The sequence below is a fragment of the Pseudomonas sp. P97.38 genome, from assembly GCF_001269745.1.
Lineage (GTDB): Bacteria > Pseudomonadota > Gammaproteobacteria > Pseudomonadales > Pseudomonadaceae > Aquipseudomonas > Aquipseudomonas chlororaphis_E.
Genome location: NZ_LHVJ01000013.1, coordinates 18,541 through 38,154 on the forward strand (window position 1 = coordinate 18,541; position 19,614 = coordinate 38,154).

15 protein-coding genes are annotated in these 19,614 nt (G+C 62.0%); all 15 read left to right on the forward strand.

Features of this window, described 5'->3' with window-relative positions; translation table 11 throughout:
• The first annotated feature begins 31 nt into the window (after nucleotides 1-31).
• On the forward strand, nucleotides 32-2,407 hold the full coding sequence (gene bamA / locus AD664_RS07955; RefSeq protein ID WP_053145759.1) for an outer membrane protein assembly factor BamA: 2,376 nt from the start codon (nucleotides 32-34) through the stop codon (nucleotides 2,405-2,407).
• A 45-nt stretch (nucleotides 2,408-2,452) separates the two neighbouring features.
• Nucleotides 2,453-2,956, forward strand: coding sequence for an OmpH family outer membrane protein (locus AD664_RS07960; protein ID WP_003184901.1), 504 nt, complete (start codon nucleotides 2,453-2,455; stop codon nucleotides 2,954-2,956).
• Nucleotides 2,957-2,959: 3 nt separating this feature from the next.
• Nucleotides 2,960-4,015: a UDP-3-O-(3-hydroxymyristoyl)glucosamine N-acyltransferase gene (lpxD, locus tag AD664_RS07965; RefSeq protein ID WP_042728613.1), complete on the forward strand. Its 1,056-nt coding sequence runs from the start codon at nucleotides 2,960-2,962 to the stop codon at nucleotides 4,013-4,015.
• Between the two features lie 105 nt (nucleotides 4,016-4,120).
• A complete protein-coding gene (gene fabZ, locus AD664_RS07970; protein ID WP_003184897.1) occupies nucleotides 4,121-4,561 on the forward strand; it encodes a 3-hydroxyacyl-ACP dehydratase FabZ in 441 nt (146 codons plus the stop codon).
• A complete protein-coding gene (lpxA, locus tag AD664_RS07975; RefSeq protein ID WP_042728614.1) occupies nucleotides 4,558-5,334 on the forward strand; it encodes an acyl-ACP--UDP-N-acetylglucosamine O-acyltransferase in 777 nt (258 codons plus the stop codon). Before fabZ ends, lpxA begins: the two co-directional genes overlap by 4 nt.
• Nucleotides 5,335-5,336: 2 nt before the next feature.
• A complete protein-coding gene (gene lpxB, locus AD664_RS07980; RefSeq protein WP_042728615.1) occupies nucleotides 5,337-6,467 on the forward strand; it encodes a lipid-A-disaccharide synthase in 1,131 nt (376 codons plus the stop codon).
• An 11-nt stretch (nucleotides 6,468-6,478) separates the two neighbouring features.
• Nucleotides 6,479-7,117 (forward strand): ribonuclease HII, encoded by a 639-nt coding sequence (gene rnhB / locus AD664_RS07985; RefSeq protein WP_172679706.1) that lies wholly within the window; start codon nucleotides 6,479-6,481, stop codon nucleotides 7,115-7,117.
• Between the two features lie 216 nt (nucleotides 7,118-7,333).
• Nucleotides 7,334-10,855 carry a DNA polymerase III subunit alpha gene (dnaE, locus tag AD664_RS07990; protein WP_053145763.1) on the forward strand — a complete coding sequence of 1,174 codons (3,522 nt, stop codon included), beginning with the start codon at nucleotides 7,334-7,336 and terminating at the stop codon, nucleotides 10,853-10,855.
• A gap of 149 nt (nucleotides 10,856-11,004) precedes the next feature.
• Entirely contained in the window at nucleotides 11,005-11,952 is a 948-nt protein-coding gene (locus AD664_RS07995) for an acetyl-CoA carboxylase carboxyltransferase subunit alpha (protein ID WP_053145765.1), read from the forward strand.
• A gap of 131 nt (nucleotides 11,953-12,083) precedes the next feature.
• On the forward strand, nucleotides 12,084-13,412 hold the full coding sequence (gene tilS / locus AD664_RS08000; RefSeq protein ID WP_053145767.1) for a tRNA lysidine(34) synthetase TilS: 1,329 nt from the start codon (nucleotides 12,084-12,086) through the stop codon (nucleotides 13,410-13,412).
• A 274-nt stretch (nucleotides 13,413-13,686) separates the two neighbouring features.
• Nucleotides 13,687-15,318 (forward strand): CTP synthase, encoded by a 1,632-nt coding sequence (locus AD664_RS08005; protein WP_042728620.1) that lies wholly within the window; start codon nucleotides 13,687-13,689, stop codon nucleotides 15,316-15,318.
• 4 nt (nucleotides 15,319-15,322) lie between these two features.
• Nucleotides 15,323-16,168 (forward strand): 3-deoxy-8-phosphooctulonate synthase, encoded by an 846-nt coding sequence (gene kdsA, locus AD664_RS08010; protein WP_053145769.1) that lies wholly within the window; start codon nucleotides 15,323-15,325, stop codon nucleotides 16,166-16,168.
• 252 nt (nucleotides 16,169-16,420) lie between these two features.
• Nucleotides 16,421-17,710, forward strand: a complete 1,290-nt coding sequence (gene eno, locus AD664_RS08015) for a phosphopyruvate hydratase (RefSeq protein ID WP_042728622.1) — start codon at nucleotides 16,421-16,423, stop codon at nucleotides 17,708-17,710.
• 170 nt (nucleotides 17,711-17,880) lie between these two features.
• Nucleotides 17,881-18,159, forward strand: a complete 279-nt coding sequence (ftsB, locus tag AD664_RS08020; RefSeq protein ID WP_003184873.1) for a cell division protein FtsB — start codon at nucleotides 17,881-17,883, stop codon at nucleotides 18,157-18,159.
• Complete coding sequence (gene ispD, locus AD664_RS08025; protein WP_053145771.1) at nucleotides 18,156-18,863, forward strand: 2-C-methyl-D-erythritol 4-phosphate cytidylyltransferase; 708 nt, start codon at nucleotides 18,156-18,158, stop codon at nucleotides 18,861-18,863. Before ftsB ends, ispD begins: the two co-directional genes overlap by 4 nt.
• Nucleotides 18,864-19,614 lie beyond the last annotated feature (751 nt).

Genomic DNA, 19,614 nt, shown 5'->3' on the forward strand with positions numbered 1-19,614 from the left:
TTTATTGCCAGTTGGAATAAGAAAGGACTTCATGAAACGTCTGCTGCTAACTGCGGTTCTCACCGTATTGATGATCGCCGAAGTTCACGCCGAGTCCTTCACTATCTCTGATATTCGCGTCAACGGCCTCCAGCGGGTCTCCGCGGGTAGCGTCTTTGGGGCCTTGCCGTTGAACGTCGGCGAGCAGGCGGATGATCGGCGCCTGGTGGAATCCACGCGTGCGCTGTTCAAGACCGGCTTCTTTCAAGATATCCAACTGGGCCGTGACGGCAACGTCCTGGTCATCACGGTAGTCGAGCGCCCGTCGGTTGCCAGTATCGAGATCGAAGGCAACAAGGCGATCTCCACCGAAGACCTCATGAAAGGCCTCAAGCAATCCGGCCTGGCCGAAGGCGAGATCTTCCAGCGCGCCACCCTCGAAGGCGTGCGTAACGAATTGCAACGCCAGTACGTCGCCCAGGGCCGCTACTCGGCCACCGTCGACACCGAAGTGGTGCCGCAACCGCGCAACCGCGTCGGCCTGAAGGTCAACATCAACGAAGGCACCGTGGCGGCCATCCAGCACATCAACGTGGTGGGCAACACGGTTTTCCCGGATGAAGACCTGATCGACCTGTTCGAACTCAAGACCACCAACTGGCTGTCGTTCTTCAAGAACGACGACAAGTACGCCCGTGAAAAACTCTCCGGTGACCTGGAACGCCTGCGTTCCTACTACCTGGACCGTGGCTACATCAACATGGACATCGCCTCGACCCAGGTGTCCATCACCCCGGACAAGAAGCACGTCTACATCACCGTCAACGTCAACGAAGGCGAGAAGTACACCGTTCGTGACGTCAAGCTCAGCGGTGACCTGAAGGTGCCGGAAGACCAGGTCAAGTCGCTACTGCTGGTGCAGAAGGGCCAGGTGTTCTCGCGCAAGCTGATGACCACCACCTCCGAACTGATCACCCGTCGCCTGGGTAACGAGGGCTACACCTTCGCCAACGTCAACGGCGTGCCGCAGCCCCACGATGACGACCATACCGTCGACATCACCTTCGCCGTGGACCCGGGCAAGCGTGCCTACGTCAACCGCATCAACTTCCGTGGCAACACCAAGTCCGAGGACGAAGTGCTGCGCCGTGAAATGCGCCAGATGGAAGGTGGCTGGGCTTCGACCTACCTGATCGACCAGTCCAAGACCCGCCTCGAGCGCCTGGGCTTCTTCAAGGAAGTCAACGTCGAGACACCGGCCGTACCGGGTGTCGATGACCAGGTCGACGTGAACTACAGCGTTGAAGAGCAGGCGTCCGGCTCGATCACCGCCAGCGTCGGCTTCGCCCAGAGCGCCGGCCTGATCCTCGGTGGCTCGATCACCCAGAACAACTTCCTGGGTACCGGTAACAAGGTCAGCATTGGCCTGACCCGCAGTGAATACCAGACCCGCTATAACTTCGGTTTCGTGGACCCCTACTGGACGGCCGACGGTGTGAGCCTGGGCTATAACGCCTTCTATCGCACCACCGACTATGACGAGCTCGACTCGGACATCTCCAGCTATGCGGTGGACAGCTACGGTGTGGGTGCCAACATCGGCTACCCGATCAGTGAAACGTCGCGCCTGACCTTCGGCCTCACCGCCCAGCAGGACAAGATCAACACCGGTCGCTACACCGTCGACGAGATCTTCGACTTCGTTAACAAGGAAGGCGACAGCTACCTGAACTTCAAGGCGTCTGCCGGCTGGTCCGAGTCGACCCTGAACAAGGGCGTACTGGCGACCCGTGGTCATTCCCAGAGCCTGGTGCTGGAAAGCACCATTCCTGGCAGCGACCTGTCGTTCTTCAAGCTCGACTACCGTGGCCAGCTGTTCCAGCCGTTGACTGATACCTACACCATGCGCCTGCACACCGAGCTGGGCTATGGCGATGGCTACGGTTCGACCGACGGCCTGCCGTTCTACGAGAACTACTACGCCGGTGGTTTCAACTCGGTACGTGGCTTCAAGGACAGCACCCTTGGCCCGCGCAGTACGCCGAGCCGTGGCACGAACCCGGGTACCATCGAGGACCCGGACCAGGATCCGCTGCCGTTCGGTGGCAACGTATTGATCCAGGGGGGTGTCGAGGTCCTGTTCCCGATGCCGTTCGTCAAGGATCAGCGCTCGCTGCGTACCTCGGTATTCTGGGACGTGGGTAACGTATTCGACTCCAAGTGCGAAGACACTACCAATGCCAACGGCACCCGGTCCAACACCCAATGCAACGACATCAGCCTGAGCAACATGGCCAGTTCCGTCGGTCTGGGCGTGACCTGGGTGACCGCGCTGGGTCCTTTGAGCTTCGCGTTGGCGATGCCGATCAAGAAACCGGATGACGCTGAAACCCAAGTGTTCCAATTCTCCCTCGGCCAGACGTTCTAAGCGTCTGTCCCATGACAACGACAATGGATTTTGTAGGAGTGCATCGTGCGTAAGTTGACTCAATTGGTTCTCCTGGCGACCGTACTGGTCGCAGGCCCGGCGTTCGCCGACATGAAGATTGCCGTGCTGAACTATCAGATGGCCCTGCTGGAATCCGACGCGGCCAAGAAATACGCCGTGGATGCCGAGAAGAAGTTCGGCCCGCAACTGACCAAGCTCAAGGGCCTGGAAAGCAGCGCCAAGGGTATCCAGGATCGTCTGGTCGCCGGTGGCGACAAAATGGCCCAGGGCGAGCGTGAACGCCTGGAGCTGGAATTCAAGCAGAAGGCCCGTGACTTCCAGTTCCAGTCCAAGGAACTGAACGAAGCGAAAGCCGTTGCCGACCGTGAAATGCTCAAGCAGCTCAAGCCCAAGCTCGACAGCGCCGTGGAAGAAGTCATCAAGAAAGGTGGTTTTGACCTGGTGTTCGAGCGTGGCGCCGTGATCGATGTCAAGCCTCAGTACGACATCACGCGCCAGGTGATCGAGCGCATGAATCAGCTGAAGTAATCCATGACAGCGACTATCAAGCTCGGCCAGTTGGCCGAGTTCCTCGGCGCCACCCTGCGTGGCGACCCGGAGAGGGCAATCACTGGGCTAGCCACTTTGCAAGAGGCTGGCCCAGCTCAGTTGAGCTTTCTGGCAAACCCCCAATACCGCAAGTACCTGGCTGACAGTCGGGCTGCCGCGTTGTTGCTCAAGGCCGCCGATGCCGAAGGGTTTGCCGGCGACGCCTTGATCGTGCCCGACCCGTACCTGGCCTATGCGCGCATTTCCCACCTGTTCGATCCCAAGCCCAAGGCGGCTGCGGGTATTCATCCCAGTGCGGTGATCGCGGCGGATGCGGTGGTGGATCCCACGGCCAGCGTCGGTCCCTTCGTGGTGATCGAAAGCGGCGCCCGCATTGGTGCCGGTGTCACCCTGGGCGCCCATTGCGTCATTGGTGCGCGCAGCGAGGTCGGTGAAGGTGGCTGGCTGGCTCCGCGCGTGACCCTGTACCACGACGTGCGCATCGGCAAGCGGGTGGTGATTCAGTCCGGCGCGGTGCTGGGCGGTGAAGGCTTCGGTTTCGCCAACGAGAAGGGCGTCTGGCAAAAGATCGCCCAGATCGGTGGCGTCACCCTCGGCGATGATGTCGAGATCGGCGTCAACACCGCGATCGACCGGGGTGCCCTGGCCGATACGGTCATCGGCAATGGCGTCAAGCTCGACAACCAGATCCAGATCGCCCACAACGTCCAGGTCGGTGACCACACCGCCATGGCCGCCTGCGTGGGCATCTCCGGCAGCACCAAGATCGGCAAGCATTGCATGCTCGCCGGCGGTGTCGGCCTGGTGGGCCATATCGATATCTGTGACAACGTATTCCTGACCGGGATGACCATGGTGACCCACTCGATTACCGAGCCGGGCGCCTATTCTTCCGGTACGGCGATGCAACCGGCGGCCGAATGGCGCAAGAGCGCGGCCCGTATCCGTCAGCTCGATGACATCGCGCGACGTCTGCGCCAGGTGGAAAAGCGTGTAGGGGACGTGACCCCTGACGGTAATGCTTCATCAGATGGCTGATACCATTTCCATATCAAGTGTGCACAGCCGTTAGGGCTCCTTGATTTGCTAGCGGAGTGCGCGTTGCCCGTGCGCTCCCAATCTTTACATAGGCTTCCTCCCGAAATGATGGACATCAACGAGATTCGCGAATACCTGCCTCACCGTTACCCGTTCCTGCTGGTGGACCGGGTGGTGGACCTGGATGTTGAAGGCAAGCGCATTCGCGCCTACAAGAATGTCAGCATCAACGAGCCGTTCTTCAATGGTCACTTCCCCGCGCACCCAATCATGCCGGGCGTGCTGATCATCGAGGCGATGGCCCAGGCTGCCGGGATCCTTGGTTTCAAAATGCTCGACGTAAAGCCTGCCGACGGCACGCTCTACTACTTCGTGGGCTCCGACAAGCTGCGTTTCCGCCAGCCGGTCACTCCGGGCGATCAATTGATCCTCGAAGCCAAGTTCATCAGTTGCAAGCGCCAGATCTGGAAGTTCGAATGCCAGGCTTCGGTCGACGGCAAGCCAGTCTGCTCCGCTGAAATCATCTGTGCGGAACGCAAGCTATGAGTTTGATTGACCCTCGCGCAATCATCGATCCGACGGCCGTCCTGGCCGCCGATGTCGAGGTCGGCCCGTGGTCGATCATCGGCGCAGGTGTGGAAATCGGCGAGGGTACGGTGATCGGCCCCCACGTAATTCTCAAGGGGCCGACCCGGATCGGCCGTCACAATCGCATCTACCAGTTTTCCTCGGTAGGCGAGGACACGCCCGATCTCAAGTACAAAGGTGAAGAAACCCGCCTGGTCATCGGCGATCACAACGTGATCCGTGAAGGCGTGACCATTCACCGCGGTACCATCCAGGATCGCTCCGAAACGACCTTGGGCGATCACAACCTGATCATGGCCTACGCCCACATCGGCCATGACAGCGTGATCGGCAACCATTGCATCCTGGTCAACAACACCGCGTTGGCCGGTCATGTGCACGTGGATGACTGGGCGATCCTCTCCGGTTTTACCCTGGTGCACCAGTACTGCCACATCGGCGCCCACAGCTTCTCCGGCATGGGCACGGCCATCGGCAAGGACGTTCCCGCCTATGTCACGGTGTTCGGCAACCCGGCCGAAGCCCGCAGCATGAACTTCGAGGGCATGCGCCGTCGGGGCTTCAGCGAAGAGGCGATCACCGCGTTGCGGCGCGCCTACAAGGTCGTGTATCGCCAGGGCCTGACCGTCGAGCAGGCACTCGCCGAACTGGCCGAGGCCTCGGCGCAGTACCCGGAAGTCGCGACGTTCCGCGATTCCATCCAGTCTTCGACTCGCGGCATCACCCGTTAACCATGGCTAATCTGCGTATTGCGCTGGTGGCCGGAGAGGCTTCCGGCGACATTCTAGGCGCCGGTCTGATGCGTGCGCTCAAGGCGCAGCATCCCGCGGTGGAGTTCATGGGGGTTGGCGGCCCGTTGATGCAGGCCGAAGGGCTGGTTTCCTATTTTCCGATGGAACGCCTGTCGGTGATGGGGCTGGTGGAGGTGCTCGGGCGCCTTCGAGAGTTGCTGGCCCGGCGCAAGAAGCTGATCGAGACCCTGATCGACGAAAAGCCGGATGTGTTCATCGGCATCGACGCCCCGGATTTCACCCTCAACATCGAGCTCAAGTTGCGTCAGGCCGGGATCAAGACCGTGCATTACGTCAGCCCGTCGGTTTGGGCCTGGCGGCAGAAGCGGGTGCTCAAGATTCGCGAAGGCTGCGACCTGATGCTGACGCTGCTGCCGTTCGAAGCCCGCTTCTACGAAGAGAAGGGCGTGCCGGTGCGGTTTGTCGGGCATACCCTGGCCGACACCATTCCCCTGCAGGCCGATCGCCAGGCGGCTCGCCAGGCGCTGGGCCTGGTCGATGGGCCGCTGGTGGCATTGATGCCCGGCAGCCGTGGCGGTGAAGTGAGTCGCCTGGGTGGCTTGTTTTTCGACGCCGCCGAACGCCTCCGGGCGATGCGCCCCGACGTGCGTTTTGTCCTGCCGTGCGCCAGCCCGCAGCGCCGGGAGCAGCTTGAAGCGTTGCTGGCGGGGCGCGATCTGCCGGTCACGCTGCTCGACGGTCGCTCCCATGACGCGCTGGCTGCCTGTGACGCCGTGTTGATTGCCTCCGGCACTGCTACCCTTGAGGCGTTGCTGTACAAACGCCCGATGGTGGTTGCCTATCGCCTGGCGCCGCTGACGTTCTGGATCCTCAAGCGCATGGTCAAGAGCCCTTACGTGTCCCTGCCGAACCTGTTGGCCCAGCGCCTGCTGGTGCCGGAGTTGCTGCAGGACGAGGCCACGGCCGACGCCCTGGCCAACACACTTGCGCCGTTGATCGACGGCGGCGAGGAGCAGACCCGCGGCTTCGACGAAATCCACCGGACCCTGCGCCGCGACGCCTCCAATCAGGCGGCTGACGCGGTGCTGACCCTGATCGGCGCACAATCATGAGCCACTCGAAACTGCAGATGGGCCTGGACTTCAATCTGGTCGCCGAAGTGGAAGAATTGGTCGCCGGTGTCGACGAGGTGGGCCGTGGCCCGTTGTGCGGCGCCGTGGTAACGGCCGCGGTCATTCTCGATCCGAACCGGCCGATCCTGGGCCTCAACGATTCCAAGAAGCTCACCGAGGCCCGTCGCGAAAAGCTCTACGACGAGATTTGCGAGAAAGCCCTGAGCTGGTGCATTGCCCGGGCCGAGGTCGAAGAGATCGATGAGCTGAACATCCTCCACGCCACCATGTTGGCCATGCAGCGCGCGGTGCAGGGCCTGCACATCACGCCGAAACTGGCGATGATCGACGGCAATCGCTGCCCGAAACTGTCGATGCGCGCCGAGGCGGTGGTCCAGGGCGACGCGAAGGTGCCAGCCATCGCGGCGGCATCGATTCTGGCCAAGGTCAGCCGCGACCGGGAAATGAGCGCCTTCGAACTGATTTATCCGGGCTACGGCATCGGCGGCCACAAGGGTTACCCGACCCCCGTGCACCTGGAAGCCTTGGCACGCCTCGGGCCAACGCCGATCCACCGGCGTTCGTTCGCTCCGGTGCGGCTGGCCTATGAGGCGCGTGAAGGCGTGATCGAAAGCGAGAGATTCGCCTGACTCATTGTGGCGAGGGAGCTTGCTCCCGCTTGGGCGGTCCGACGTCTCGGGCGAAGCGCCCATAGGAAGGGGGCTGCTGCGCAGCCCAGCGGGAGCAAGCTCCCTCGCCACGGATTCAATCGCTTCAAAGAGCGGTATGGGTTGCAGGCTGATGTTTTACCCCAGGCCCGGTACAATCCGGGCCTTGTTGTTTTCATGACTTAACGCAGGATCACTATGCCGGCTTCATTCGTTCATCTACGCCTGCACACTGAATATTCCCTGGTCGACGGTCTGGTGCGGATCAAGCCACTGGTCAAGACCCTGGTGGGCATGAACATGCCTGCCGTGGCGGTCACCGACCAGAACAACATGTGTTCGCTGGTCAAGTTCTACAAGGCCTCCATGGGCGCCGGGATCAAGCCGATCTGCGGTGCCGACCTGTGGTTGTCGAACAAGGACCCGGATGCGCCGTTGAGCCGCATCAGCCTGCTGGTCATGAATGCGGTGGGGTATCGCAACCTCACCGAGCTGATTTCCCGGGGCTTCATCGATGGCCAGCGCAACGGTTCGATCATCATCGAACGCGAGTGGGTGGCCGAGGCCAGCGAAGGCCTGATCATGCTGTCGGCGGCCAAGGAGGGTGAGATCGGCCTGGCCCTGCTCAGCGGCAACCCCGAGGAAGCCGAGGCATTGGCCCGGGACTGGATGGCGGTGTTTCCCGACCGCTTCTACATCGAGGTGCAGCGTACCAATCGGCCCAATGACGAAGAGCACCTGCACGCCGCCGTGGCCCTGGCCGACAAGCTCGGCGCGCCGCTGGTGGCCACCAACGACGTGCGTTTTATCAAGCCGGAAGATTTCGAAGCCCACGAAACCCGCGTCTGCATCGGCGAAGGCCGTGCCCTTGACGACCCGCGCCGCTCGAAGAACTACAGCGACCAGCAATACCTCAAGAGCGCCGAGGAAATGGCCGAGTTGTTCAGCGACCTGCCCGAGGCGCTGGAAAACACCGTCGAGATCGCCAAGCGTTGCAACATCGAGGTCAAGCTGGGCAAGCACTTCCTGCCCAACTTCCCGATCCCCGATGGCATGACCATCGACGAATATTTCCGCAAAGTGTCGTTTGATGGCCTGGAAGAGCGCCTCAGCGTCCTGTTGCCCAAGGACACCACCGAAGATTACGAAGCCAAGCGCCAGGTCTACGTCGACCGGCTGAATTTCGAGCTGGATATCATCATCCAGATGGGCTTCCCCGGTTACTTCCTGATCGTGATGGACTTCATCCAGTGGGCCAAGAACAACGGTGTGCCAGTCGGTCCGGGCCGGGGGTCGGGTGCCGGCTCGCTGGTGGCCTACGTGCAGAAGATCACCGACCTCGACCCGCTGGAATATGACCTGCTCTTCGAACGTTTCCTCAACCCGGAACGGGTCTCCATGCCCGACTTCGACGTCGACTTCTGCATGGACGGTCGCGACCGGGTGATCGACTACGTGGCCGAGAAGTACGGCCGCAACGCGGTGAGCCAGATCATCACCTTCGGTTCCATGGCCGCCAAGGCGGTGGTGCGGGACGTGGCGCGGGTGCAGGGCAAGTCCTACGGCCTGGCGGATCGCCTGTCGAAGATGATCCCGTTCGAAGTCGGCATGACCCTGGAAAAAGCCTACGAGCAGGAAGAAATCCTGCGGGACTTCATCAAGGTCGATGAAGAGGCCGCGGAAATCTGGGAGATGGCCCGCAAGCTCGAAGGCGTGGTGCGTAACGTCGGCAAGCACGCCGGTGGCGTGGTGATCGCCCCGACCAAGCTGACCGACTTCTCGCCGATCTATTGCGATGAAGAGGGCGACGGCCTGGTCACCCAGTTCGACAAGGACGACGTCGAGGCAGCGGGCCTGGTGAAGTTCGACTTCCTCGGCCTGCGGACCCTGACGATCATCGACTGGGCGCTGAAGACCATCAACCGCGACCGGGCCAAGCTCGGCGAAGAGCCGCTGGACATCGCGTTCATCCCGCTGGACGACAAGCCGACCTACAGCCTGCTGCAGAAAGCCGAGACCACGGCGGTGTTCCAGCTTGAATCCCGGGGCATGAAGGAGCTGATCAAGAAGCTCAAGCCCGACTGCCTGGAAGACTTGATCGCACTGGTGGCCCTGTTCCGTCCGGGGCCGTTGCAATCGGGGATGGTGGACGACTTCATCAACCGTAAGCACGGTCGCGCCGAACTGGCCTACCCGCACCCGGACTACCAGTACGACGGCCTCAAGCCGGTGCTGGCACCGACCTACGGCATCATCCTGTACCAGGAACAGGTGATGCAGATCGCCCAGGTGATGGCCGGCTACACCCTGGGCGGCGCGGACATGCTGCGTCGGGCGATGGGTAAGAAAAAGCCCGAGGAAATGGCCAAGCAGCGCGGCGGCTTCATCGAAGGCTGTGCGAACAACGGCATTGATGCGGACCTGGCCGGTAACATCTTCGACCTGGTGGAAAAATTCGCCGGTTACGGCTTCAACAAATCCCACTCCGCCGCGTACGGCCTGGTGTCGTACCAGACCGCCTGGCTGAAGGCGCATTACCCGGCGCCGTTCATGGCCGCCGTGCTCTCGGCGGATATGCACAACACCGACAAGGTCGTGACCTTGATCGAAGAAGTGCGGACCATGAAGCTGCGCCTCGACGCGCCGGACGTGAACGCCTCGGAGTTCAAGTTCACGGTGAACGAAGAGGGCCGCATCATCTACGGCCTTGGCGCGATCAAGGGCGTGGGCGAGGGGCCGGTGGAAGCAATCACCGAGGCGCGCCAGGACGGACCGTTCAAGGACCTGTTCGACTTCTGCGCCCGGGTCGACCTCAAGCGCATCAACAAGCGCACCCTCGATGGCTTGATCCGCAGCGGCGCGCTGGACCGTCTCGGCCCCTATTTCCATGATGAACCCAAGGCCTACCAGGCCAACATCGACCGCAACCGCGCGGTGTTGCTGGCGGCCATGGAAGAAGCGATCAAGGCGGCCGAGCAGACCGCCCGTACCCACGACAGCGGCCACGCCGACCTGTTTGGCGGGTTGTTCGTCGAAGAGGATGCCGACGTCTACGGCAACCATCGCAAGGCCAAGGAGCTGACCCTCAAGGAACGCCTCAAGGGTGAAAAAGACACCCTGGGCCTGTACCTCACCGGGCACCCGATCGACGAGTACGAAGGCGAGATCCGCCGTTTTGCCCGTCAGCGCATCATCGACCTCAAGCCGGCCCGGGACACCCAGACCGTCGCCGGCATGATCATTGCCCTGCGGGTGATGAAGAACAAAAAGGGCGACAAGATGGGCTTCATTACCCTCGACGACCGCTCCGGGCGCATCGAGGCGTCGTTGTTCGCCGATGCGTTCCACTCAGCGCAGTCGCTGTTGCAGACCGACGCGATGGTGGTGGTCGAAGGCGAGGTGAGCAACGATGACTTCTCCGGTGGCCTGCGGCTGCGGGTCAAGCGGGTGATGAGCATGGAGGACGCCCGGACCAACCTGGCCGAGAGCCTGCGCCTGAAATTGCAGACCCAGGACCTCAAGGGCGACCAGTTGCGCTGGCTGGGCGAATTGTTCAAGCGCCATCGCGGCGCCTGTCCGATCACCATGGAGTACATGCGGCCCGACGCCAAGGCGGTGTTGCAGTTTGGCGAGGGCTGGCGGATCGACCCGGCGGATGCGTTGATTCAAGCCTTGCGTGACCAGTTCGGCAAAGACAACGTCTTCCTCCAATACCGTTGACGGCCAGGGGCCACCTCGCAAACCCGAGTGCCCCTGATCTCGACCCGAATTTTTAATCTCGACCTGAACGCGCCTCTCCCTTAAGGTAGGCGCGAATAGACAACCGGCCGGCCCAAGCTCTCTTGGACGTCGACCCAAGACGGACGCCTATGAACCCGAATTTTCTAGATTTCGAACAGCCGATCGCCGACCTGCAAGCCAAGATCGAAGAGTTGCGCTTGGTCGGTAATGACAATTCGCTGAATATCGGCGATGAAATCTCTCGTCTGCAGGACAAGAGCCGTACGCTGACCGAAGACATCTTCGGCAAGCTGACCAGCTGGCAGATCGCGCGCCTGGCGCGTCATCCGCGTCGTCCCTACACCCTGGACTACATCGAGCACATCTTCACCGAGTTCGACGAACTGCACGGCGACCGTCACTTCTCCGACGACGCCGCGATCGTGGGCGGTGTGGCTCGCCTGGAAGACCAGCCAGTCATGGTCATCGGCCATCAGAAGGGCCGTGAAGTGCGCGAGAAGGTGCGTCGCAACTTCGGCATGCCGCGTCCTGAAGGCTACCGCAAGGCTTGCCGCCTGATGGAAATGGCCGAGCGCTTCAAGATGCCGATCCTGACCTTCATCGACACGCCGGGCGCCTACCCGGGCATCGACGCCGAGGAGCGCAACCAGAGCGAAGCGATCGCCTGGAACCTGCGGGTCATGGCACGCCTGAAGACCCCGATCATCGCCACCGTCATTGGCGAAGGCGGTTCTGGTGGTGCGTTGGCCATTGGTGTCTGCGACCAGTTGAACATGCTGCAATATTCCACCTACGCGGTGATTTCGCCGGAAGGCTGCGCCTCGATCCTGTGGAAAACCGCCGAGAAGGCCCCGGACGCCGCTGAAGCCATGGGCATCACCGCCGAGCGTCTCAAGGGCCTGGGCATCGTGGACAAGGTGATCAACGAGCCCGTGGGTGGCGCCCACCGCGACCCGGCCGCCGCCGCCGCGCTGATTCGTGCCGAACTGAGCTCGCAATTGTCGATGCTGAAGAAGCTCGACCACGACACATTGCTGGCCCGTCGCTACGATCGTCTGATGAGCTACGGCCTCTGACCTGAGCGCTATACCCCTGTGGGAGCGAGCTTGCTCGCGATAGCGGTTTACCTTCAACAGATAAGTTGATTGATACACCGTCATCGCGAGCAAGCTCGCTCCCACATTGATTTGTGTGAAGGCCAATTCCTATGAATCAATCCAGGATTGATCTCCCCACCGGGCTCCTCACTCAACTGTCCCCCTGGCGCAACGCTACCGCCTGGCACATCGCCTTCTCCGGCGGCCTCGATTCCACCGTGCTGCTGCACCTGCTCGTTTCGCTGTCCAAACATCACACCTTGCCCCCGATCCGTGCGCTGCATGTCCATCACGGGCTCCAGGCTGCGGCCGATGCCTGGCCGGAACATTGCCGTCGGGTGTGTGAGGCATTGGGCGTGCCGTTGCAGGTGGTGAGCGTTGAGGTTTGCCCGGGTGCCAGCCTCGAACGCGCTGCCCGGGAGGCGCGCTACGCTGCCTTTGCTGCAACGCTCCAGGCCGACGAAGTGCTGCTCACCGCCCAGCACCAGGATGATCAGGCCGAAACCCTGCTGTTTCGCCTGCTGCGCGGGGCGGGCGTGCGCGGTTTGTCGGCGATGCCCCGGCAGCGTCCCCTCGGGCACGGGTACTTGTTGCGCCCGCTGCTCGAGGTATCCCGGGCAGCATTGGAGGCCTACGCGACGCAGCAGGGCTTGAACTGGATCGAGGACCCCTCCAACGACGACCTGCGGTATTCGCGCAATTACTTGCGCCGGCGGGTGTTTCCGCTGCTGGCCGAGCACTGGCCTCGGGCGTCCATGAGTCTGGCTCGCAGCGCCGCGCACATGGGCGAAGCCCAAGGCTTGCTGGACGATCTGGCGCGGCTCGACCTGGCCGCTGCCGCGAGCCCGGACGCGTTCGACTGGCTGGGTGTGCCGTCGCTTGAGCTGGCGCCCTTGCAGGCCCTGTCTGCGGCGCGCCAGCGCAACGCACTGAGCCATTGGCTGGCGGCGCTGACCCTGTTGCCCGACAGCGATCACTGGTCCGGCTGGGACGCGTTGCGCGATGCGGCGCACGACGCCCGGCCGATCTGGCGCCTGGCCGGAGGTGAGTTACACCGTGGTGGCGGGCGAGCCTGGTGGTTATCCGACCACTGGCTGCGCCCGGTCGCCGGCGCTGTTCAATGGCCGGATCCGGCGGCCGCGTTGTACTTGCCGGGCAATGGCCGGGTCACGCTCAACGGCCAGCGGCCGGCGGGGCCTCTGTGGATCCGCTATCGTCAAGGGGGCGAGGTGCTGCAATTGCCGGGTCGTGGGCATCGCGACCTCAAGCGTTTGCTCAATGAGCGCGCGGTGCCGGCCTTCGCTCGCGGCCGATTGCCGCTGCTGTACCAGGGCCAGCGATTGCTGGCGGTGGCTAATCTGGACGGGCTCGACCGCGCGGCAGATGGCAGTTGGCAATTGGTCTGGCAGCCAGGAAGCCAAGATCGGGGTTTGAGCTGAAAGGGGCTTTCCGGTAGACTACGCTCCCTTCTTGATACAACTTCTGTGGATTCGCCTGAATTGCAGGAGTTGCCGATTACCAAGCAGTCTTTGCTGGGCGATTCCAAAAAATGTGTAGCGAGCAACGTACCGGTGATTTCACTTCCGGTCTGTCCCAACGCGGCGGTTTTTTTGAAAGGTGCACTGTGATTAATGCAGGTGATCGGGGGCTTCGGCCTTCCTTCGCTTTCCCCGGCGGCTCGGACCGCTTTAACGCAGACTTCTAGGGTTTTTCATGACGCGCTACATATTCGTCACGGGCGGTGTTGTTTCTTCATTGGGGAAAGGCATTGCCTCGGCTTCATTGGCGGCCATCCTGGAGGCGCGGGGGCTTAAGGTCACCATGCTCAAGCTGGACCCGTACATCAACGTCGACCCGGGCACCATGAGCCCGTTCCAGCACGGCGAAGTGTTCGTCACCCACGACGGCGCCGAGACCGACCTGGACCTGGGCCACTACGAGCGGTTCATCCGCACGACCATGACCCAGAACAACAACTTCACCACCGGCCGCGTCTACGAGCACGTGCTGCGCAAGGAACGTCGTGGTGACTACCTGGGCGCGACCATCCAGGTCATCCCGCACATCACCGACGAAATCAAGCGCCGCATCATCAAGGGTGCTGGCGACGCCGACGTGGCGATGGTCGAAATCGGCGGCACCGTGGGCGACATCGAGTCCCAGCCGTTCCTCGAGGCCATCCGCCAGCTGCGTTTCGAAATCGGCGCCAAGCGCGCGATGCTGATGCACCTGACCCTGGTCCCGTACATCGCCACCGCCGGCGAAACCAAGACCAAGCCAACCCAGCATTCGGTCAAGGAACTGCGCTCCATCGGCCTGCAACCGGACGTGCTGATCTGCCGCTCCGATCACCCGATCGACCTGTCGTCGCGTCGCAAGATCGCCCAGTTCACCAACGTTGAAGAGCGTGCGGTGATCGGCCTGGAAGACGCCGACACCATCTACAAGATCCCCGGCATCCTGCATTCCCAGGGCCTGGACGACTTCGTCGTCGAGCGCTTCGGCCTGCAGTGCGCCGGTGCCGACCTGTCCGAATGGGACGCCGTGGTCGATGCCAAGCTCAACCCGGAGCACGAAGTCACCATCGCCATGGTCGGCAAGTACATGGAGCTGCTGGACGCCTACAAGTCGCTGATCGAAGCGATGAGCCACGCCGGTATCAGCAACCGCACCAAGGTCAACCTGCGCTACATCGATTCCGAAGACATCGAGAACCAGGGCACCGGCCTGCTCGAAGGCGCCGACGCGATCCTCGTGCCGGGCGGCTTCGGCCTGCGGGGCGTGGAAGGCAAGATCACCGCCGTGCAATACGCTCGCGAAAACAAGGTGCCTTACCTGGGGATCTGCCTGGGCATGCAAGTGGCGGTCATCGAGTTCGCCCGTAACGTGCTGGGCTGGAAAGACGCCAACTCCACCGAATTCGATCGCGCCAGCGGCCACCCGGTCGTGGGCCTGATCACCGAGTGGGAAGACGCCACCGGCGCCGTTGAAGTGCGCACCGAATCTTCCGACCTGGGCGGCACCATGCGCCTCGGTGCCCAGGAATGCCTGCTCGAAGCTGGTTCCCTGGTGCACGAGTGCTACGCCAAGGACGTGATCGTCGAGCGTCACCGCCATCGCTACGAAGTGAACAACAACCTGCTGCCGCAACTGATCGAGGCTGGCCTGAAGATCTCCGGCCGCTCCGGTGACGGCGCGCTGGTCGAGGTGGTCGAGTCGCCGGATCACCCATGGTTCGTGGCTTGCCAGTTCCACCCCGAGTTCACCTCGACGCCACGGGACGGTCATCCGCTGTTCAGCGGTTTTGTGAAAGCCGCTTTGGCCCAACACCAGAAAAAGGCATAAGACGATGGCCCAGAAGATCATCCGCGTCGGTGACATCGAGATTGCCAACGACAAGCCCATGGTGCTGTTCGGCGGCATGAACGTGCTGGAAAGCCGTGACATGGCGATGCAGGTCTGCGAGGAGTACGTCAAGGTCACCCAGAAACTGGGGATCCGCTACGTCTTCAAGGCCAGCTTCGACAAGGCTAACCGTTCGTCCGTGACTTCCTACCGTGGCCCAGGTCTGGAAGAAGGCATGCGGATCTTCCAGGACATCAAGCAAGCCTTTGGCGTGCCGATCATCACCGACGTCCACGAGCCTGCCCAGGCGGCGGTCGTGGCCGAGGTCTGCGACATCATCCAACTGCCGGCCTTCCTGTCGCGCCAGACCGACCTGGTGGTCGCGATGGCCAAGACCGGTGCGGTGATCAACATCAAGAAGGCCCAGTTCCTCGCGCCCCAGGAAATGAAACACATCCTGAGCAAGTGCGAGGAGGCCGGCAATGACCAGTTGATCCTCTGCGAGCGCGGTTCGAGCTTCGGCTACAACAACCTGGTGGTGGACATGCTCGGCTTCGGCATCATGAAGCAGTTCGAATACCCGGTGTTCTTCGACGTGACGCACGCCTTGCAGATGCCTGGCGGCCGTTCCGACTCCGCCGGTGGTCGTCGTGCCCAGGTCACGGACCTGGCCAAGGCGGGCATGAGCCAGTCCCTGGCCGGCCTGTTCCTGGAAGCCCACCCGGATCCGGACAACGCCAAGTGCGACGGTCCTTGCGCCCTGCGCTTGAACAAGCTGGAACCTTTCCTGTCTCAGCTCAAGGCGTTGGACGAGCTGGTCAAGGGTTTTGCGACGATAGAAACCGCGTAAGGCGGTTTTCTCCGGTAAAGTACCGCTCGTTTATCGCTCTGGCCTGCGGGCCGCACTGCTCTTGTGGGAGCATGGTTTGCCAGCGATGGCGCCCTTGAGGCCCCCATCGCCGACAAGCCGTGCTCTTGTGGCGAGGGAGCTTGCTCCCGCTGGAGTGCGAAGCGCTCCCATTCGGTCTCTTTTGGCTGAATCGCAACTGAGGGTGAGCAAGTTTTCTGCAACGTTCTAGTCAACTTTGGAGTGTTTACAACAATGGCAAAAATCGTCGACATCAAAGGTCGTGAAGTTCTCGACTCCCGTGGCAACCCCACTGTTGAAGCGGACGTGCTTCTCGACAACGGCATCATCGGCAGCGCCTGCGCGCCGTCCGGTGCTTCCACTGGCTCGCGCGAAGCGCTGGAGCTGCGTGATGGCGACAAGGGCCGTTACCTGGGCAAGGGCGTGCTGAAAGCCGTCGCCAACATCAATGGTCCGATCCGTGACCTGCTGCTGGGCAAGGACCCTGCCGACCAGAAAGCCCTCGATCAGGCGATGATCAAGCTCGACGGTACCGAAAACAAGGCTACCCTGGGCGCCAACGCGATCCTCGCCGTGTCCCTGGCTGCCGCCAAGGCCGCCGCCCAGGACCAGGACCTGCCACTGTACGCCCACATCGCCAACCTCAACGGTACGCCGGGCGTCTATTCGATGCCGGTGCCGATGATGAACATCATCAACGGCGGCGAACATGCCGACAACAACGTCGACATCCAGGAATTCATGGTGCAGCCAGTGGGCGCCAAGTCCTTCTCCGAAGGCCTGCGCATGGGCACCGAGATTTTCCATCACCTCAAGGCTGTGCTGAAGGCCCGTGGCCTGAGCACCGCCGTTGGCGACGAAGGCGGTTTCGCTCCGAACCTGGCCTCCAACGAAGACGCGCTGAAAGTGATCTCCGAAGCCGTGGCCAACGCCGGCTACACGCTGGGCACCGACGTGACCCTGGCCCTGGACTGCGCCGCCAGTGAGTTCTTCGAAGACGGCAAGTACAACCTGTCCGGCGAAGGCCAGGTGTTCACCGCAGAAGGTTTCGCCGACTACCTCAAGGGCCTGACCGAACGCTACCCGATCATCTCCATCGAAGACGGCCTGGACGAGTCCGATTGGGCGGGCTGGAAGATCCTCACCGACAAGATCGGCGAGAAGACCCAGCTGGTGGGTGACGACCTGTTCGTGACCAACACCAAGATCCTGAAGGAAGGCATCGACAAGAAGATCGCCAACTCGATCCTGATCAAGTTCAACCAGATCGGCACCCTGACCGAAACCCTGGAAGCCATCCAGATGGCCAAGGCCGCCGGCTACACCGCCGTGATCTCCCACCGTTCCGGTGAAACCGAAGATTCGACCATTGCCGACCTGGCCGTGGGCACCGCAGCAGGCCAGATCAAGACCGGTTCGCTGTGCCGTTCCGACCGCGTTTCCAAGTACAACCAACTGCTGCGTATCGAAGAGCAGTTGAACGGCAAGGCCAAGTACAACGGTCGCGCCGAGTTTCGCGGTTAAGCGGTAGATGGTAAAAAGACAGCGGGTTATGTCGGAAAAGTCGCCCATGCGGCGCTTTTCCCTCTAATCTGATGCCTTATCAAGCACAAGCCTGGGTTTTCCAGGCTTCGTGCTATCAGACGCTGCAAAGTTTGGCATGGCGGTCTTTTTTCACTGGATACTGATATTCGATGCGCAGTCCCAATTGGTTGTTTCTTGTCTTGCTCCTGTTGCTGGCCGGCTTGCAGTACCGCCTCTGGGTGGGTAATGGCAGCCTGGCGCAAGTGGCCGACCTGACTCAGCAGATTGCCGACCAGCATGCCGAAAACGAGGCGTTGCTGGAGCGTAATCGGGTAATGGACGCCGAAGTCACAGAGTTGAAAAAAGGTATGGAGACCGTCGAAGAGCGGGCTCGCCATGAATTGGGCATGGTCAAGGAGGGTGAAACCCTCTACCAGTTGGCCCAATGAGTATTCGTTTGCCGGCCTTCTGGGCCGTGATTCCTGCCGCGGGCGTGGGTGCCCGGATGGCCGCGGACCGACCCAAGCAGTACCTGCAACTGGGCGGACGCACAATTCTTGAACACAGCCTTGGCTGTTTCCTCGATCACCCCACCGTCAAGGGCGTGGTGGTGAGCATTGCCCATGATGATCCCTATTGGCCGAGCCTGGCCTGCGCCAGTGATCCGCGCATCCAGCGCGTGGACGGCGGCGAGCAGCGTGCGGACTCCGTGCTCAATGCCTTGTTGCATCTGCACGGGCAGGGCGCCGACGATCATGACTGGGTGCTGGTGCACGATGCGGCGCGGCCCAACCTGTCCCGGGATGATCTGGACACCTTGCTCGGCGAGCTGGTGAACGATCCGGTCGGGGGCCTGCTGGCGGTTCCGGCCCGGGACACCTTAAAGCGCGTCGACAAACAGGGCCGCGTAGTGGAGACCGTGGATCGCAGCGTGATCTGGCAAGCCTACACGCCCCAGATGTTTCGCCTCGGCGCGCTGCACCGGGCCCTTGCCGACAGCCTGGTGGCGGATGCGCTCATTACCGATGAAGCTTCGGCCATGGAGTGGGCGGGGCAGGCCCCTCGCTTGATCGAGGGGCGTTCCGACAACATCAAGATCACCCGCCCTGAAGACCTGGAGTGGCTGCGCCAGCGTTGGGCGCATCGCCGCTAGTACCGTACCCGTTACTTAAGGACTCCACCGCCCCGTGGCGAGGGAGCTTGCTCCCGCTGGGCTGCGTAGTAGCCCCAAAAGCTTGGGACCGCTGCGCGCTCCAGCGGGAGCAAGCTCCCTCGCCACGATAATTGATGAGCTTCAAGTGAACGGTATTACCCCTGTACCGGGGATGTTCTGTTCCAGTTGAACCGCTTCGCGAGCAAGCTCGCTCCCACAGGAAGCTGTGTACACAGTCCAATGTTGGGAGATCACCTGCCCTGAAGACCTGGAGTGGCTGCGCCAGCGTTGGGCGCATCGCCGCTAGTACCGTACCCGTTACTTAAGGACTCCACCGCCCCGTGGCGAGGGAGCTTGCTCCCGCTGGGCTGCGTAGCAGCCCCAAAAGCTTGGGACCGCTGCGCGCTCCAGCGGGAGCAAGCTCCTTCGCCACGACAAGTGATGAGCTTCAAGTGAACGGCATTACGCCAGTGCCGGGGATGTTCTGTTCCAGTTAAACCGCTTCGCGAGCAAGCTCGCTCTCACAGGAAGCTGTGTACACAGTCCAATGTTGGGAGATCACCCGCCCTGAAGACCTGGAGTGACTGCGCCAGCGTTGGGCGCATCGCCGCTAGTACCGTACCCGTTACTTAAGGACGCCACCGCCCCGTGGCGAGGGAGCTTGCTCCCGCTGGGCTGCGTAGCAGCCCCAAAAGCTTGGGACCGCTGCGCGCTCCAGCGGGAGCAAGCTCCCTCGCCACGATAATTGATG

Excerpts from the sequence above, each read along its gene's own strand:
- dnaE (WP_053145763.1), top strand. The coding sequence starts at position 7,334 with ATGCCGGCTTCATTCGTTCATCTACGCCTGCACACTGAATATTCCCTG.
- AD664_RS08005 (WP_042728620.1), top strand. The coding sequence starts at position 13,687 with ATGACGCGCTACATATTCGTCACGGGCGGTGTTGTTTCTTCATTGGGG.
- tilS (WP_053145767.1), top strand. The coding sequence starts at position 12,084 with ATGAATCAATCCAGGATTGATCTCCCCACCGGGCTCCTCACTCAACTG.
- bamA (WP_053145759.1), top strand. The coding sequence starts at position 32 with ATGAAACGTCTGCTGCTAACTGCGGTTCTCACCGTATTGATGATCGCC.
- fabZ (WP_003184897.1), top strand. The coding sequence starts at position 4,121 with ATGATGGACATCAACGAGATTCGCGAATACCTGCCTCACCGTTACCCG.
- ispD (WP_053145771.1), top strand. The coding sequence starts at position 18,156 with ATGAGTATTCGTTTGCCGGCCTTCTGGGCCGTGATTCCTGCCGCGGGC.
- AD664_RS07995 (WP_053145765.1), top strand. The coding sequence starts at position 11,005 with ATGAACCCGAATTTTCTAGATTTCGAACAGCCGATCGCCGACCTGCAA.
- ftsB (WP_003184873.1), top strand. The coding sequence starts at position 17,881 with ATGCGCAGTCCCAATTGGTTGTTTCTTGTCTTGCTCCTGTTGCTGGCC.
- lpxA (WP_042728614.1), top strand. The coding sequence starts at position 4,558 with ATGAGTTTGATTGACCCTCGCGCAATCATCGATCCGACGGCCGTCCTG.
- kdsA (WP_053145769.1), top strand. The coding sequence starts at position 15,323 with ATGGCCCAGAAGATCATCCGCGTCGGTGACATCGAGATTGCCAACGAC.
- lpxB (WP_042728615.1), top strand. The coding sequence starts at position 5,337 with ATGGCTAATCTGCGTATTGCGCTGGTGGCCGGAGAGGCTTCCGGCGAC.
- lpxD (WP_042728613.1), top strand. The coding sequence starts at position 2,960 with ATGACAGCGACTATCAAGCTCGGCCAGTTGGCCGAGTTCCTCGGCGCC.
- eno (WP_042728622.1), top strand. The coding sequence starts at position 16,421 with ATGGCAAAAATCGTCGACATCAAAGGTCGTGAAGTTCTCGACTCCCGT.